17 protein-coding genes are annotated in these 14,608 nt (G+C 69.1%); 9 read left to right on the top strand and 8 right to left on the bottom strand.

Going from position 1 to position 14,608, the window contains the following annotated elements; translation table 11 throughout:
* The first annotated feature begins 13 nt into the window (after positions 1–13).
* The 9 genes from ND747_RS10965 to ND747_RS10925 all read left to right on the top strand — a co-directional run bounded on the left by ND747_RS10965 (position 14) and on the right by ND747_RS10925 (position 9,871).
* Complete coding sequence (locus tag ND747_RS10965; RefSeq protein ID WP_251733407.1) at positions 14–4,330, top strand: hypothetical protein; 4,317 nt, start codon at positions 14–16, stop codon at positions 4,328–4,330.
* A 249-nt stretch (positions 4,331–4,579) separates the two neighbouring features.
* Positions 4,580–5,116, top strand: coding sequence for a hypothetical protein (locus ND747_RS10960; RefSeq protein ID WP_251733406.1), 537 nt, complete (start codon positions 4,580–4,582; stop codon positions 5,114–5,116).
* Positions 5,117–5,122: 6 nt separating this feature from the next.
* A complete protein-coding gene (locus ND747_RS10955; protein WP_251733405.1) occupies positions 5,123–6,628 on the top strand; it encodes a malectin domain-containing carbohydrate-binding protein in 1,506 nt (501 codons plus the stop codon).
* 22 nt (positions 6,629–6,650) lie between these two features.
* Positions 6,651–6,941: a hypothetical protein gene (locus ND747_RS10950; protein ID WP_251733404.1), complete on the top strand. Its 291-nt coding sequence runs from the start codon at positions 6,651–6,653 to the stop codon at positions 6,939–6,941.
* On the top strand, positions 6,938–7,282 hold the full coding sequence (locus ND747_RS10945; RefSeq protein ID WP_251733403.1) for a hypothetical protein: 345 nt from the start codon (positions 6,938–6,940) through the stop codon (positions 7,280–7,282). Before ND747_RS10950 ends, ND747_RS10945 begins: the two co-directional genes overlap by 4 nt.
* The gene (locus ND747_RS10940) at positions 7,279–8,208 is read left to right on the top strand and encodes a peptidoglycan recognition family protein (protein WP_251733402.1); all 930 of its coding nucleotides are present in this window, start codon (positions 7,279–7,281) and stop codon (positions 8,206–8,208) included. The genes ND747_RS10945 and ND747_RS10940 overlap by 4 nt, the downstream gene beginning before the upstream one ends.
* Positions 8,205–9,122 carry a hypothetical protein gene (locus ND747_RS10935; RefSeq protein ID WP_251733401.1) on the top strand — a complete coding sequence of 306 codons (918 nt, stop codon included), beginning with the start codon at positions 8,205–8,207 and terminating at the stop codon, positions 9,120–9,122. The genes ND747_RS10940 and ND747_RS10935 overlap by 4 nt, the downstream gene beginning before the upstream one ends.
* A gap of 3 nt (positions 9,123–9,125) precedes the next feature.
* Positions 9,126–9,539 carry a hypothetical protein gene (locus ND747_RS10930; protein ID WP_251733400.1) on the top strand — a complete coding sequence of 138 codons (414 nt, stop codon included), beginning with the start codon at positions 9,126–9,128 and terminating at the stop codon, positions 9,537–9,539.
* 92 nt (positions 9,540–9,631) lie between these two features.
* The gene (locus ND747_RS10925; protein WP_251733399.1) at positions 9,632–9,871 is read left to right on the top strand and encodes a hypothetical protein; all 240 of its coding nucleotides are present in this window, start codon (positions 9,632–9,634) and stop codon (positions 9,869–9,871) included.
* Positions 9,872–10,241: 370 nt separating this feature from the next.
* On the opposite strand, the gene ND747_RS10920 is transcribed toward ND747_RS10925, so the two are convergent.
* The 8 genes from ND747_RS10920 to ND747_RS10885 all read right to left on the bottom strand — a co-directional run bounded on the left by ND747_RS10920 (position 10,242) and on the right by ND747_RS10885 (position 14,567).
* A complete protein-coding gene (locus ND747_RS10920; RefSeq protein WP_251733398.1) occupies positions 10,242–10,451 on the bottom strand; it encodes a hypothetical protein in 210 nt (69 codons plus the stop codon).
* A complete protein-coding gene (locus ND747_RS10915) occupies positions 10,451–10,723 on the bottom strand; it encodes a hypothetical protein (RefSeq protein WP_251733397.1) in 273 nt (90 codons plus the stop codon). Before ND747_RS10915 ends, ND747_RS10920 begins: the two co-directional genes overlap by 1 nt.
* Complete coding sequence (locus ND747_RS10910) at positions 10,720–10,860, bottom strand: hypothetical protein (protein WP_251733396.1); 141 nt, start codon at positions 10,858–10,860, stop codon at positions 10,720–10,722. The genes ND747_RS10915 and ND747_RS10910 overlap by 4 nt, the downstream gene beginning before the upstream one ends.
* 85 nt (positions 10,861–10,945) lie before the next feature.
* Entirely contained in the window at positions 10,946–11,512 is a 567-nt protein-coding gene (locus ND747_RS10905) for a hypothetical protein (RefSeq protein WP_251733395.1), read from the bottom strand.
* Positions 11,509–11,925, bottom strand: coding sequence for a hypothetical protein (locus ND747_RS10900; RefSeq protein WP_251733394.1), 417 nt, complete (start codon positions 11,923–11,925; stop codon positions 11,509–11,511). Before ND747_RS10900 ends, ND747_RS10905 begins: the two co-directional genes overlap by 4 nt.
* Before the next feature lie 55 nt (positions 11,926–11,980).
* The gene (locus tag ND747_RS10895) at positions 11,981–12,202 is read right to left on the bottom strand and encodes a hypothetical protein (protein ID WP_251733393.1); all 222 of its coding nucleotides are present in this window, start codon (positions 12,200–12,202) and stop codon (positions 11,981–11,983) included.
* Positions 12,199–12,423 carry a hypothetical protein gene (locus ND747_RS10890; RefSeq protein ID WP_251733392.1) on the bottom strand — a complete coding sequence of 75 codons (225 nt, stop codon included), beginning with the start codon at positions 12,421–12,423 and terminating at the stop codon, positions 12,199–12,201. The genes ND747_RS10895 and ND747_RS10890 overlap by 4 nt, the downstream gene beginning before the upstream one ends.
* Positions 12,424–12,458: 35 nt before the next feature.
* Positions 12,459–14,567: a hypothetical protein gene (locus ND747_RS10885; RefSeq protein ID WP_251733391.1), complete on the bottom strand. Its 2,109-nt coding sequence runs from the start codon at positions 14,565–14,567 to the stop codon at positions 12,459–12,461.
* Between the last annotated feature and the right edge of the window lie 41 nt (positions 14,568–14,608).

The following is a 14,608-nucleotide window of genomic DNA, read 5'->3' as shown; positions in this document are numbered from 1 at the left end:
TCCGGGAGATGTTATGGCGCTCACCGGGGACATCACCGATGATTTCAACGACGGTGTAATCGGCAATCCCCCGTGGACGGCGTCGGCGTTCGCCACCGAAGCCGGCGGGGTTCTCACCGTCCAGTGTGTTCCCTCCTACGGCAATGTGCAGACTGCCAGCACCCTGGATTTTCGTTCGTCCCGGGTGGCCGTGCAGGTGCTCGGGGTGCCCACCGGTGGCTATGCGGCGATAGCCCCGGTGGCCGATGTCACCGCGACGACCAGTCAGCTGCGCCAGGGCAGTCTCACCGGGCCGCGGATGCTACTCGCCGGCATCAGCCTGTGGGGTGTTCAGGACCCGATTGTGGGCCCGAGCCCGCTCGGCGACCAGCAGTACGCCGCGCGGAACAGCATCGCCGTCACTTTGCGGTCCTGGGGTGTCACCTACGTGCGGATCCGCCTGTGGGCCGACTATTGGAATGGGCTCACCTCCTCCGACCGGGCCGCCTATGTCGCGAAAGCTGTCGGCTGGCGAGACGCACTGCAGGCACAGGGCATTCTCACTTGTTTCTGCTATTGGGATGCGCTCGATGGGACCTACAAAGGTGCCGCCTGGGCGACGAACTACAACCGTGCGTTCGACCTCATGTCGGCGGTGGCGAACGCCGTTGGGGTGAACGACCCGTGGACGTTTTATGAGCCGTTCAACGAGCCCAACAGTGTTTCCGATGCCGACTGGTATACGGCGATGGCAGCGACCATCACCTACTACCGGTCGACGATCGGCTACAAGGGCCTGCTGCTCATCGACTCGAACAACTACAGCCACGCCTACGACGACACCAGGTTCACGAATCTCGAAAACCTGGATACGACGCTGACCGGCACGGGCCGGGCCAACATCGCCTTCGCCAAGCACGACTACCCGGACGACGACGACGCCACCGGGCAGACGTTTTCCGGGGCGCGGTGGACGGCGGCAACTGGGGGTGCCTCCCGCCGCCACATCATCATCGAAACCGAATTCGGTGTGAAGAACGGCAACCTGTCCGACAACCCGACGTGGGGCGGGCAAGCCGCCACGTTCTACGCGGCGCAGATGCAGACGCAGACAAACTTCTGCGGGGCTGCCGGTTTTCTCTTCGGCAACTGGTATGACGACAACGCCATGACGGCCGCCGACTACACGACGACCACCACATGGGGCGGCCTGTTCAAGAACAACTTTTTGGCGAATGCGAACGGCACCCGACCTGCGAACGGGACCGGGCAGGCATCCGTCCAGATCTCCCTGAACAGCACCAACACGGTGGAAACCGTCTGCGAGACGCAGGACGGCGCGCTCGCTCTGGTGTTCCGGCTGAAGACGGCCGGTGTCATGTCCGACGTCTCCATCCCCTACAGCACGACAGATCACCGCTGGTGGCGGATGACCGAGGCCGCCGGGGTGATCACCTGGGCGACGTCCGCGGACGGTCTGACCTGGACCACCCAGCGCACCGCCGCCTCGACGTTCTCCCTCACTGCGGTCGGCGTCAGTCTGCTCGCCGGCTACTACGGCCTCGGGTTCGCAGACCAAGGCAGCGCGGTCTACGACAACTTCAACCTGACGCCGACCACCGGGGGTGGCGGCAGCGGGCCGGGCTCGGCGACCTGGCCGCGGCTGATCGTCGAAGCCGGGTTCGGCCTGCCGGCCCGGGCGGCCACCACCTGGCCGCTGTCCAACGGGGACACCGCCACCTGCCAGCGGTCCATCGGCCAGTGGGCGGCCTACGTGGCGTGCACTGTTGGGCTGGCCCGGGGGGTCGCACCGGCGCCGTACCGCAACAGTGTGGCGATCACTGGCACTGGCGGGGAGATGCTCGCAGGCATCCAGACGGATGTCGGATCGATACTCTCGGGAGTTTCCTACACGGCAACGGTGCAGTTGCGGGCGGCTGTGACCGGCAGGGCATCCACGTTGAAAATCGACTGGAAATTCGCCGGTGGTGGGACTGCGACGGTGTCCGGGACGACGATCACGACGAACACGAACGGGTGGACCACGCTCACCGTTACCTCGCCTGCCCCCACAGGGACGTCCTACGCGTTCTTCTACGTGGACATCCCGGGCGCTGCCGCGGGTGAGCGGCATTATGCGGCGGCGCTGACTGCGGACACCTCCACCAGCCGGTGGACGGATATCACCCGCTATGTGCGGGGCAAAGTCAGCCTGCAGCGGAGCAGCCGTCAGTACGAGCTAGGCAGGTTCGAAGCAGGCAGCGCGTCGATCGCGGTGGACAACTCCGACGGCCGGTTCACCTACGGGAACTCGGCCAGCCCCTACTACCCGAACATTCGGCCGATCGTGCCGGTCCGGATCCGCGCGGTCTGGAACGGGGTGGTGTACCCGCGGTGGGCCGGGGTGGTCGAGCGGTGGCCGCTGTCCTGGCAGGACCCGGCACTCAGCATTCCGACGATCACCTGCGTCGACTCGCCGGGGGTGCTGTCGCAGGGTGAGCTGAGGTCTACCTACGAGGAGGAGGTGCGCCTCGACAACCCCGCCTCCTTCATTCCGATGGTGGAGGAGCAGACCAGCCAGGCGGCCGGGGACATCGTGCAGCCGGACGTCGCGCCGATCACCCCGTCGAAGTACGGCGGGGCCCAATCGGACTTCGGGGGCGCGGCGGTCGTGTTCGACGGCGGGTCCTCGCTGAATCTGAACCCGGGCGGGCAGCTGACGGCCTGCGACTACGTGGACCTGTCGAAAGCACCCGGGATGGTGCCGTCGCAAGCCACCGGCTGGTCCATGGAAATGTGGATCAAGCCTCAGCAGGATGTCATCCCGGACACCAACTCGCCGCTGTTCTCCCACCTGATCGCCGGCACCAACCTGAAAACCGGCTATCAGATCATCATCAGCCGTAACTTCGACGGCCAGATCAGCTTCGCGACCGGTGGCACGATCGCCTACAACTCGGGGGGCACCTGGTACCCGGAGGACTCGAAAACGGGCGAGATCAACGCGATCTACCTGTGCATCACCCTCGACACCACCGGCCGGTCACATTTCTACATCAACGGCGGCGAGGAGTTCGCATCGACCAACTATCTGGGGCCGACACCGACTGCGGCGGTCCTGGGCGGCGACTGGTATTCGACGACCTCACCGCAGCATCTCTGCGAAACCCTCGTCTCCCATGTGGCGTTCTACAACTACGAGCTGCCCGCAGATCGGGTGGCGGCCCACTGGGCTGTCGGGCGCAACGGCGGATACGACCTGGAGCGCACCGGGGCGCGTGTCAACCGGATCTTGAACTACGGCCGTTGGCCGGTAGCCATGCGCTCGGTGCAGCCCGGCGACTCCTACGCCGGCTCGGGCAACGGGTTCGGTCTCGCCGGCCTCGCCGGACAGTCGACGCTGGGAGCCTGCCAAGACACGGCCGACGCCGAGGCCGGCCAGCTGTACGCCGCGGCCGACGGCACCATCGTGTTCGAAGCGCGCAGCTACCGGGCGTCGCAGACACAGGCCGTCAACCTGTGGGACGGGATCGCCGGGCTCCCCTACCAGCTGGACGGCCTAGGATTCGATCTCGACCCGACCTATATCTACAACACGGTAAACCTGACCCGTGACGGCGGGCCCACCCAGTCTGCGACCGACACAACATCAGCCGACATGTACCTGCCGCGCACCTACTCGGGCACGCTGAAACTCCGCGACGACTCCGAGCTGGCCGGCCGCACCAACCTGTACCTGTCCCTGTACAAAAACCCGCGGCTGCGCATGTCCGGGTTCTCGTTTATTCCGTCGGCCAATCCGAGCGTGCTGTTCCCGGTCGCGCTGACCATCGACATTTCCGACCGGCAGCGGGTCGTGCACCGGCCGATCGGCGCGCCCGCGATCACCTACGACGGGTACGTGGACGCGCTCGCCGAGGAGATCACCGTCGAACACGGTGGCACCCAGGAGTGGAAAACCGATGTGCAAATGTCGCCGATGCTGGTCGACTACTGGCAGCTAGCCGCCGCCCGCACGACGGTCAGCGCCGGGGCCGGCGCCGGCTCCACCTCCCTGGTGCTCGCCGCCCTCCCCGACCGGCTGACCAACCCGGCCCAGGCCAGCTGGGCGACCGGCGCCTATGACATCTGGCGGGCCGGCGCCCGCATCGGCCAGGTGACGGTGACCGCGGTCAACCCGACGTTCACCGGCTACACCACGTTCACCGTGGCCGTGACCGCCCTCGGATTCGGGGTGAACGCCGGGGACACGATCGTGTCGCAGCTGCCCGCCGGGGCGACCTCCCAGTCGAGCCCGACCCAGTGGGACAGCCGCAGCATTCTGGGCTCCACTACCCGGCTGGCGAACTGACCGCCCAATGGGCGATTTCCATCAACCCTGACGGGTTCTGCGGCGTCGCACCGTCGGGGTCGGGAAGAACACACCCCCCCGTGTGGCCTTTCTGGCGCATGCATCCGGCCTCGAGGCCTTCGGCGGATCGCCCACAGGGCGTGTGCTCGGGGTCCTGCTGTTCGTCGAACGCCAGGTGGAAAAGGGTGGCGTGCAGGTCATCGTCACGCCCGCATTTCGGGCATCGATTGTCGCTCATGAGGAGAGTATATGGCCGACCCGCCCGCAGTCCGAACGTTCATTCCCGGCGAGATCGAAACCGACGGGTTCCTGAACGCCGGGCTCGGCACCCCGCTGAATTTCCTGATGCAGAAGCCGCTGTGCGTGGTGACGAACTCCGGAAACGTGCTGTTCAACGCCAACCAGCAGGCTGGCATGCTCTGGAACACCGACGTCTACGATCCATACAATTTTCATGATCAGGTAAACAACACCTACATCATCAAGCCGACATACTCTGGATATTTCACGGTAACCACCTGGTTCGCATGGGCGGGCGCGAACTCTGGCTACAGGCAGATCCGGATCACGAAAAACGCAAACGGCAACTATCTGACTGCCACCAACTACGGCGGCATGGACGTTCCTAACATCGGCGGACCCGGACAGGGAATGACTGCGACGTCTATCCCGGTCGCCTGTAACGGATCCTCCGATTATCTGGAAGTCGTCGGCTACCAGACGTCGACCGGCCAGCTGAACGCGCTAGCCGGTAATTTTGCCGCGGTCTATTTCCATTCGAAGTGAGGCGCCATGACCACCTGGTCGGACTATGCCGCGCAGGCTGGTGCCGCGCTGGCCGAGTGGATGGCCGCGCACCCGTGGGCCCCGCCGGCCGAGCCCGAGCCGGACCCGCCCGTGTCGACTCCGACTCGGGTGGTGCGGCTCAACTGCGGCGGGCCGGCTGTCACCGTGACGGGGGTCGCGTGGGAGGCCGACCGCGGCTACTCCGGCGGCACCGCCAGCGCGCAGGGCACCGGCCACTACGGCGCCGACGCGGTCATGGAGACCGAGCGGTGGGGCGACTTCGGCTACACCCTGACCGGTCTGCCCCCGGGCCCGGCCGTGGTCCGGCTGCACCTCGCCGACTCCTACGCCGCGGACACCAGCCCCGGGATGCGGGTGTTCGATGTCGCTGTCCAGGGCAGCAGTGCCCTGCGCGCGGTGGACCCGGTGGCGCTCGCGGGCGGACCGTACCGCGGAGTCGTCCGCGAGGTGCCGGCGACGGTCGGCGCGGATGGCCGGCTGACGGTCGCGCTGACCACCGTCGTCAACGCCGCGACGCTGCAGGGGTTGGAGGTGCTGTGCTACGGCACCGGCACGCCCAGCCAAGATCCGGGCACGGGCGGGGGAGGCACGACCGGCAGCGGCACGTGGCTGAGCGGCGCAGGGGTGGCCGATCCGTACGCGTTCGGCGCCTGGCGGGGGCGTCCGGTCGAGGTGTGGGAGACCTGGAACGCTCAGGCTGACTGGGCGACGATGAAACGCCTGGACACCGTCCACGCCTATTTCACCGGCGAGAAGGCGGCACCGTTCAACAGGCGGTGGACCGGCCGGCTTAGCTTCTCGCAGGCGCTGTGGGCGAAGGGTGAGACCGCGGCCACGACCGCGGGCGGCGCGAACGACGCCAATTTCCGGGCCATAGCACAGGGCCTGAAGGATGTGGGGTTCGGGAACGCGTTCGTCCGGCTCGGCTGGGAGATGAACGGCGACTGGTTCTACTGGCATGCCACCCCGGCGAACGCGGACGCGTGGAAGGCCGGATTCCGACGCGTCTACGAAATCTTCAAAGGGGTCAGCGACGACTTCCAGATCGTGTGGAACCCGAACAAGTCCGCCGACTTCCCGTTCGACGTCCGGACCGTTTTCCCGGGCTCCGACCACTGCGATGTGATCGCCACCGACTGGTACAACATGTACCCGGCGATCCACGACCAGAAGTCCTGGGACGCCCATTACATGGATGTCGAGTCCAGCGGGGCGCCGTACGGGATCGGCGCGTGGATAGCCTACGCGAAAGCTCAGGGTCTGCCGCTGGCGTTCCCCGAGTGGGGGCTGAACGCCGGCCCCGGGTTCGGCTCGGCGAACGGTTCCGGCGATGACGCGATCTACATCCAGCGGATGCATGACGTGTTTGCCAATCCGGCGAACAACGTCGTGTATGAATCGTATTTCAACCTTGGTGGAGCGTTTCAGGTGACCGCGCCGACGCAGTTCCCGAAAGCGGCAGCGCTCTACCGGCAGCTGTTCGGCAAATGATTGCGCAGAGAGGCCGGCGCTTGTGGACCCGACCATCGCCGTCGCGCTTATTGGCCTCGCGGGCACGCTCGGCGGCGGTTTCCTCGGCTCCGTGGCCGCCGCGAAGGCCCGGCGGGCCGAACGCGCCGAGGCGGCCGAGCGGACCCGCGCCGAAGCCGAGCGGCAGCGCGCCGAGGCGTCCGAGCGGCAGCGCACCGAGGACCTCGCACGGCTGCGTGCGCTCCTGGACGAGCACCGCGAGGAGATCGACCGGAGGGACAGCATGATCGAGCGTCTCCAGGCCCGCAACGACCGGCTGGAGGGGCGGACGTGAACGCGCGAGTTCTCCCCCGCAGCGCCGGCGACCGTCTCGCCCGCGTCCGGCTGTCCCCCGCGCAGATCCAGGTCGCAGTCGTCCTCTGCGTCATCCTGTCCGTCGGCAGCCTGAGCATTGCGTTCGAGGCGTTCTCCTCCCGGGTGGACGTAGCCCGCGAGCAAGCCCAGCACGCTGTCGAGCAGGCAACCGCAACCCAGCAGCGGGTGGAAGCAGCCGACTGCGGGCTGCTGGACCTGCTGCGCACACGGCCGGGTGATCCGCCGCGGACGACCGCGGCCGGTCAGCTGCTCGCCGCGCGGGCCGATGCCGCGTACATCGCGCGGGGCTGCCCGCCATGACCGCCCCCGTGCTCTACCCGCCGGCCAGGTACCGGCCCGTCCGCAACCGCAGCGGGGTGATCGCCGGGCCGACGCGGGGCCTGATCGTCCACGTCCAGGTCGGCACCGGCTCGCCGTTCGGCTGGTTCGACAATCCGGCCAGCCAGGTCAGCTCCCATCTGTGGGTGTCGCGGGCCGGTGACGTCGAGCAGTTCGTCCCGCTGGACCAGCGAGCGTGGGCGCAGGAAGCAGGTAACCCGTACTGGGTCTCGGTCGAGACCGAGGGCCACCCGGACGAGGACCTGACTCCAGAGCAGGTCGGCGCGCTCGGCGCGTTGTACGCCTGGGGTGTCCGCGAGTTCGGCTGGCCGCTCGAGCTCGCCGACTCGCCCGGCGGCCGTGGTCTCGGCACCCATCAGATGGGCGGTGCCGCCTGGGGCGGCCACGAATGCCCCGGGCCGATCCGCGCCGGCCGGCGGGCGAACATCCTCGCCGCCGCCGTGGCCATCCTCACCCCCCCAGCACCGGAGGCAGATGTGCTCACCGACGCCGATATCAGCTCCATCGCCGCCGCCGTGTCGAGCCGGGTCCGCGCGGAGCTGTGGACCGACGTCGGCACGGCGGCCGACCCGCAGCATCCGATCCGGCAGGGCAGCGCCGGGCAGACCATCGGCGCCACCTACCTCAAGGCTGGCGATCTCCAGGCCCATCTCGCCGCGCTCGGCTCGGACATGGCCGCAGTCCGTGAGGCCATGTCCACGATGGTCGACCAGCAGCATCCGGCCGCCGCGATCCTCGCCATGGCCTCGCCGGCAGAGCCCACCCTCGACCAGCTACTCGACGCCGTCGGCCGCCTCGACGCCCTCGATGCCGTCCGCCTGGCGCAGGCCGCCGCCGGCCACGCCGCATCCCTCCTCGCCCCTACGCCTCCCGGAGCCACTGCATGACCTCGGCCGTCGGTATCCACGCCCATCCGACCCGCAAGACCGGCCTGCGGCCCCCGACCAGGCGCGCGGCGCTGCGGATCGGCCGGTACCTGACCGGTGTCGTGCCCGCCCACCCGAGCGCAGCTGACCATCTCGGCCACCTCGAGTACGGGCTGTACGCCAACGACCGGTACGGCGACTGCGGGCCCACGTCGGTGGCGAACCTGCGCAGGGTCGTCACCGCAGGGCTGACCGGCACCATGCAGGCGCCCAGCCAGGACGACGTGTTCGACCTCTACCGGCGCAGCGGGAACCCTGGGTTCGACCCGGCGACCGGCGCCGACGACAACGGCGTCGAGATGCAGACGATGCTCCAGGCCGTCCAGGCCGGCGGCATTGGCGGCGTCCAGTCGCTGGCGTTCGCGCAGGTCGACGTCGGCAACGACGACGAGCTGGACGCGGCGATCAGCCTGTTCGGCGGAATCCTCTGGGGTGTCGACCTCGAGGTGGCGCAGCAGGCGCAGACCGATGCGCATCCGCCGGTGTGGGACTACCGCAGGTCGGGCGAGTGGGGCGGCCATGCGGTGCTCGCCGGGGCGTACCGGGCGGGCCGGGACGACGTCATCACCTGGGCCGAACGGGTTTCGACCACCGCGGCGTTCCGGCGCCGTCAGCTCCAGGAAGCCTGGGTGGTCATCTGGCCGGAGCATCTCGGCTCGGCTGTGTTCCAGGCCGGGGTGGATCTGGCGGCGCTCGCCGCGGACTACCAGGAGCTGACCGGCCGGCCGTTCCCCACGGTCACACCCGCCCCCGTACCTGTTCCGCCCGCGCCGACTCCTGCCGACGACGACGGTCGGGCGCTCGCCGACGCGCTCCGCACCCTCATCCCCGCGGCCTCCGCCTGGCTCGCCGCACGCCCCACGACCGGAGGCTGACCCGTGCCCTACCTGCTGACCACCGCCCCTGCGACGGCTGTCCTGCCGCTGCCCCGCCGGGAACCCGCCGCGCTCACCGCCAGCGCGCAGGCTGTTCTCTCCGCCGCCGTCGCGCTCGCTGCCTACTGGTGGCCGGACACTCTCACCCCCGGCACCCAGACGGTCATCCTCGCCGCGACCGCCGCGATTCTCGCCGCCGTCGCAGGCTGGGCCACCGCGCCGTCCCGGCCCGCGCTGGTCTGGGGTGCCCTCCAGGCGCTGCTGCCGCTGGCCGTGCTGTGCGGGCTGGACCTGCCGCCGGGGGCGGACGCGGCGATCCTCGCCCTGGTCGCCGCGACGCTCGGTCTCGGTCACCGGTCCGAGGTCACCCCCCGGGCCGCGCTCGCGGCTGACCCCGACACCCGGGCGGCGTACTGATGCGCCTGCCCCGGCTGATCCCCTGGGCCACCCGCAGGGAGGTCCAGGACCTGCAACACACCATCCACCAGATGCAACGAGAGGACCGTCGCATGTCCGCGAACCAGGACCACATCAACGCTGTCGTCGGCGCGCTGACCGAGGATCTCGACACCGTCAAGGCCGAGATCCAGACGCTGAAGGACCAGGCCGCCGCGGCTGGTGCCGATCTGGACTTCACCGCGCTCGACGACTTCGTCTCGAAGCTCGACGCGGTCGCCCACCCGCCGACCGAGGAGCCGACCCCCGAGCCGGAGCCGGCCCCGGAGACCCCGGGCGAGCCGACCGTCTGACCGGCCCACCAGCAGCACCGCGCCCCCGGCCACCCGCGTGAGCAGGTGGCCGGGGGCGGTTCGGCGTGGCGGTGGGACACTAGGCCATGGCCTGGGACCCCGTGCAATTCATCTGCCCTGTCGGCCCCGGCGCCGAGCCGTCCGATGCCGAGATCACCTGGGTAACGCCAGACGGCGTCAAGACGGGCGGGCCAGCACCGCAACCCGGCGCCTACGTGGTCGACGCTGACAACGTGTGCACTCTGTTGCCGAACGCGCCGACCGCCTGACCCCAGCAACACCACGGCCCCGGCCACCCGCGTCTCTCGCGGGTGGCCGGGGCCATTTCGGCATGCCCGGGGTCAGGAGCTTGCCACGGTTGGCTCTCCAGTCAGCCCTCGATCCGCAGCGGATGGAAGTTCCGGATCACCGCACGATGGCCAGAACGCATGTTCTCCTCCAGCCAACTCTCAGCAGATTTGACATGCCCCATGCTGGTGATCGCCTCCGGCATTACGACCTCACCGCTGCCCTCGCCGGCCGGACGCCCCCCCCTGTCCCAGATCGCATAGTGGACGAAGTAGACGTAACGGCGGGCCATCAGGCAATCCCTTCCGTACTGAACGCTGCCGCGGTGAGGCGGATCCCGGTCGTCCCGTCCACGATCATCCGAACAATGTCCTCGCGCGTAGCCCGCGCGGTGACCTGCACCCGGGCTGTTTCTGCCAGCTCGCGTAGCTGCACCACGGTGGCGTCACGCAGCATCCCTGCCGCCGCATCCCGGCTGGGCGCAGCCGTCAACTCCTCCACCGTGGGCAGGGTTTCGGCGCCTCGGCCCCGACGGCCCTCCGGCCGGGGCGGACGGGCGGTCATGCCGCATCCCGGACGGCTGCGGCGGTCAGGGCATGCCGGCCCTCACCGGCGGCTACGGCGACGAACATGGCGGCTGCGGCGACGAGCAGCGCCCGATCTCCCAGCACGTCCAGTGCGCCGTACAGACGGTCCATCATGGTGTTGCTCCTTCTCCCATCAGGGGGTTGGGGTGGTGCCGGTGTGGCGGCTCTTCTTGGCAGGCGGGACGCCACACCGGCATGGTCAGATAGCGCGGGTGAGCGTGTCCCACAGCAGGCCGCTGCGGGTCCACTCCGGGTCGTAGGCGAACACCTCGCACGCGCCGAGCACCACGGCCAGCCCACTGCGAGACAGATGGGGGCCCCACAGCAGCCGCAAGGCGTGGGTCGACTCGACCGCCCCGACCAGTACGGACACTGAGCCTCGGATCTCACCGACGGTGGCAGCCCTGGAGCTGTCGCGGTGCCATCGATGACGCTCTCCGGGCGATACGACGCCGACCCCGAGCCCGGCCCGTCTGCAGGCCGTCTCCAGACGCCGCGCGACGTCCGCGGACGCCAGCCCGGTAACGGCGGCGCGCTGCCGCCATCCGGTCCCCGCCGCCTGCGGCTGGGACATGGTCGTGACCAGGCCGCCACGGTTGAGGGTGACGAGCGCGTCGCGGATCTCGGCTGTTTCGAGGTCGGGGCGGCCGGCCTGGCCGGGGATGGCGGGGATGTCGCCGAGGAGCCAGCGTGCGGTCAGCTCGCCGAGGTCGTCGAGGCTGGTCGCCGACCGCCAGCCCAGGTCGGATGCGCTGCGGGTCTTCACTTGACCAGCACCGTGACCGTCCGCCCGCCCCGTAGCAGGCCCGGGACCATGACCGCAGGCGAGCAGGAGCAGTGCCCGTCACAGGCATGCCGGTCGAACACAGCCCCCTGTGCGATCATGGCGAGATGCGCCTTGTCGCCGTCGACTTGCCCGACCAGGCCGACGATGACCTCGCGGGCAAGCAGGTTCTGCACCTCGGCGTGGCGTGCGTGCATCTGCCGGTACAGCTCGTCGACCTTCCGGTCCTGGCCTTGTCGCAGGTTCCGTTTCCGGCCGAGCTTCTCCTCTGCGCGGATCAGCCGGTCCAGCTCGGGATCGGCGGCCCGGGCCAGCTCGGGCTCGATGTAGATGGCGGATCTGCTGCCACCTCGGCTGATGGTGACGGTGGGTGTGCGGGGCATCGCAATGGGCATGATCGTTAACTCCGTGTTGTCGGGATGGGCATCGGGCGGGGCACTGCTGCCGCGGTCACTGGGCGGCGTCCACCAGCTCGGCGACGAACACGTCGAGCGCCTGCTGGCAGGCGGCTTGCGCCTCCTCCTGCGACGGGAACTGGGACCCCAGGTCACGCTGGATCGGTTCGACGTTGGCCCTGACGCGGTAGGTATTCGCCCTGTACAGGGATATCGAGAAGGTCGCGCCGCCGGCCCGGCCGGTGGTGCCGAGCCAGATGATCTGCCGGGCCTTCACCGCGGCCCTCCCTGCAGCACCTCGTCCGCGCCGCCCTCCCAGAACCGGTTGAAGAAGCTGTCGAGAACGTCGTAGACCTTCGACAGCTCTTCGGTTCCGCCCTCCGCTGGCGAGAGGCTGCCGGCCCACTTCGTAATCCGGGCTGCCGCTACGGGAGACAGACGCACGGTGATCTCGGACGGTTCTTCGTCCTCACCGAAGTCGATTCGGGTGATCTTCATAGTTGTTCCTCCAGTTCGGTCAGGGTCGGAATTGGTCAGGCCGCCGCCGGGGCCTTCTCCCACACACCGTGGGACGGGTTCAGGAGCAGCTCGGCGTCCTTCAGCGCCTTGAGCGCCGCGTCCACGGTCTGCGGTGCAAGATCGGCATGGGCGATGATGTCCGCGCGCTTTTTGACGCCTCCGGACACCACTTCGTGCACCCGGCGGACGCCCGGGGTACGCAGCACCGGATGCTCCGGCGCGCGCATGTTCAACGTGGGCGGGGCAGGCAGCTGCCACCAGCCCTCCAACGTCTCCGCCGAAGGGGTCGCTGGTGCAGCCCGGCCGGTGCTACGCGCCTGGAACAGGCGTGCAGCCTGCGCCAGCTCCGGTTCCTGCGCGGCCATTGCCGCCAGCACATCGGCAGGCAGGTTCGCCAGGTAGCGGCCGGCGTTCAACATCCGCTCGTCCTCGGCGTCACCCAGCCGGTTCGCCCACCTGCTACCGAGGCTGGCAGCGATCACCGGCTCAAGCTCGGGATGAGGCAGGCTTTCCATGGTGGGCAGGCCTTCTGGCCACCATGTGCGCATCATCGCGCCGCTCTGCCCGCCGGTGTGCAGGCCGAGGCCCTGTGTGCGGGAGCCGTCCGGCCAGAATTCGGGCAGGCTCGCCGGGTTGATCGTCAGCCCGGGGAGGATGCCGCCCGCCGAGGTCGACCCGGTGCGGAGCATGACGGCCTGGCGGACCCACAGGTTCGCGCGCAGCGCCTCGTTGCCGCCGAACACCTCGGTGCCCGGCGTCTGGTCGGCGGCGATCAGGCCGATGCCGAACTTGGAGCCTTCGCAGACGATCTGCCGGGCCAGCTCGATGATCTCCGCCCGGCCGTCCCACGTCTCCTGGAAGATTTTGTGGATCTCATCCCAGATGAGCAGGATGCAGGGGGCCTGCGGGGTGGGCACATGGAGTTTGCCCACTTCGCCGCGTAGGCCGCCGAGCGCACCCCGAATCTGCATGATCAGCACTGCGAGGCGGGCCTGCTCGAGCATCCGCTCACGCGACCGGGCAGGGAACGGGGCGCCGGCGAGCAGGCCGGGGAACGAGGCGCCGCCGGACGGGCAGCCCGGCCATACGGAGATGAACCCGGTGGACGCGGCCTGCTTCCCGAACAGTTCGAGCAGGGTGCTTTTGCCGACGCGGGTGCCGCCGAACACCGGGCCGGAACGCATGCCGATCTTCGGCTCGTAGAACGCCCAGCGGACATGGCTGCCGTCGGCGTAGGTCGCGAACGCCGCGGTGCCAGTAGCCAGGTCGTAGGCTGCGTCGAGCCCAGGGTGGATGGTGACTCGCATCAGTGGGTTGCCCGACGGCTTCATGATCAGAATGCGGGCTAGGTTCTGCTGCCCGGACGGATGCTGGTCCGGCTGCAGTTCGGCGAGGCTGCGGTGCAACCCGGAGGCGATGAGCGGTAGCACGGCGGGTGAGCCGACCTGCTCCGCCGACTGCTTGCCGGGCAGCAGGTTGACCGTGTAGGCCAACGCACCGTTGGGCAGCGTCTCCTCGGCTGTCAGCGTGCTGCCAGCGAGCATGCCGTGAGGGCTACCGACGCTGGCCGCCCACAGGCCCGGGTTCGGATCCACCTCGACGTCCGTGCTACCGGCAGCGGGTGCCGTAACGAGCGGCTCGAGGCGGCTGCCGGTTCCAGGAACCGGAATCCGATTCTTGATCCAATACGGGATGCCCATCACCGACCCGGCAGCCAGCAGCAGCGCCGCCTGGGCTCCACCCGCGGAGGACACCGAGGCAACCGACAGCCATGCCGTCCCGCACACGGTGATGATCGTGGTCCAGCGCTTCCGCCGCTGCCGCTCGTACGGGTCCGCGGCCCGACGGCCCTTCACCCACCAGTAGAGGATCGCGACCGACAGGTACAGGCCGAGGATCGGCAGCGCCTTGTCGGGCCGGGATGCGGCGACCGCGCCGCCCGCCCACAGGGTGCCGATAACCCCGAGGGGCACGAGCTGCCGGTGGACGCGGATCCGCAGGACGGGGTGAACCTGATCCGTTCCGACCGTCTCACCCTCCCGGGTGTGGGTGGCGGGCTGTGGTTCCTGGGCGAGGAGCGCGTCCACGTCCATCGCCGTCATGGTCGCTGTAGGTGCTGGCATGGCGTGCTCCTCTCAGGCTGCGGTGGTCTGGCGGTCACCGC

Source organism: Frankia sp. R82, from assembly GCF_023716925.1.
Taxonomy (GTDB): domain Bacteria; phylum Actinomycetota; class Actinomycetes; order Frankiales; family Frankiaceae; genus Frankia.
This window is presented reverse-complemented; position numbering and strand designations above follow the sequence as displayed.

What these genes read in the sequence shown, in the direction of transcription:
- ND747_RS10965 (WP_251733407.1), top strand. Translation starts at nt 14, where the DNA reads ATGGCGCTCACCGGGGACATCACCGATGATTTCAACGACGGTGTAATC.
- ND747_RS10960 (WP_251733406.1), top strand. Translation starts at nt 4,580, where the DNA reads ATGGCCGACCCGCCCGCAGTCCGAACGTTCATTCCCGGCGAGATCGAA.
- ND747_RS10955 (WP_251733405.1), top strand. Translation starts at nt 5,123, where the DNA reads ATGACCACCTGGTCGGACTATGCCGCGCAGGCTGGTGCCGCGCTGGCC.
- ND747_RS10940 (WP_251733402.1), top strand. Translation starts at nt 7,279, where the DNA reads ATGACCGCCCCCGTGCTCTACCCGCCGGCCAGGTACCGGCCCGTCCGC.
- ND747_RS10935 (WP_251733401.1), top strand. Translation starts at nt 8,205, where the DNA reads ATGACCTCGGCCGTCGGTATCCACGCCCATCCGACCCGCAAGACCGGC.
- ND747_RS10925 (WP_251733399.1), top strand. Translation starts at nt 9,632, where the DNA reads ATGTCCGCGAACCAGGACCACATCAACGCTGTCGTCGGCGCGCTGACC.
- ND747_RS10920 (WP_251733398.1), bottom strand. Translation starts at nt 10,451, where the DNA reads ATGGCCCGCCGTTACGTCTACTTCGTCCACTATGCGATCTGGGACAGG.
- ND747_RS10915 (WP_251733397.1), bottom strand. Translation starts at nt 10,723, where the DNA reads ATGACCGCCCGTCCGCCCCGGCCGGAGGGCCGTCGGGGCCGAGGCGCC.
- ND747_RS10910 (WP_251733396.1), bottom strand. Translation starts at nt 10,860, where the DNA reads ATGATGGACCGTCTGTACGGCGCACTGGACGTGCTGGGAGATCGGGCG.
- ND747_RS10900 (WP_251733394.1), bottom strand. Translation starts at nt 11,925, where the DNA reads ATGCCCATTGCGATGCCCCGCACACCCACCGTCACCATCAGCCGAGGT.
- ND747_RS10890 (WP_251733392.1), bottom strand. Translation starts at nt 12,423, where the DNA reads ATGAAGATCACCCGAATCGACTTCGGTGAGGACGAAGAACCGTCCGAG.
- ND747_RS10885 (WP_251733391.1), bottom strand. Translation starts at nt 14,567, where the DNA reads ATGCCAGCACCTACAGCGACCATGACGGCGATGGACGTGGACGCGCTC.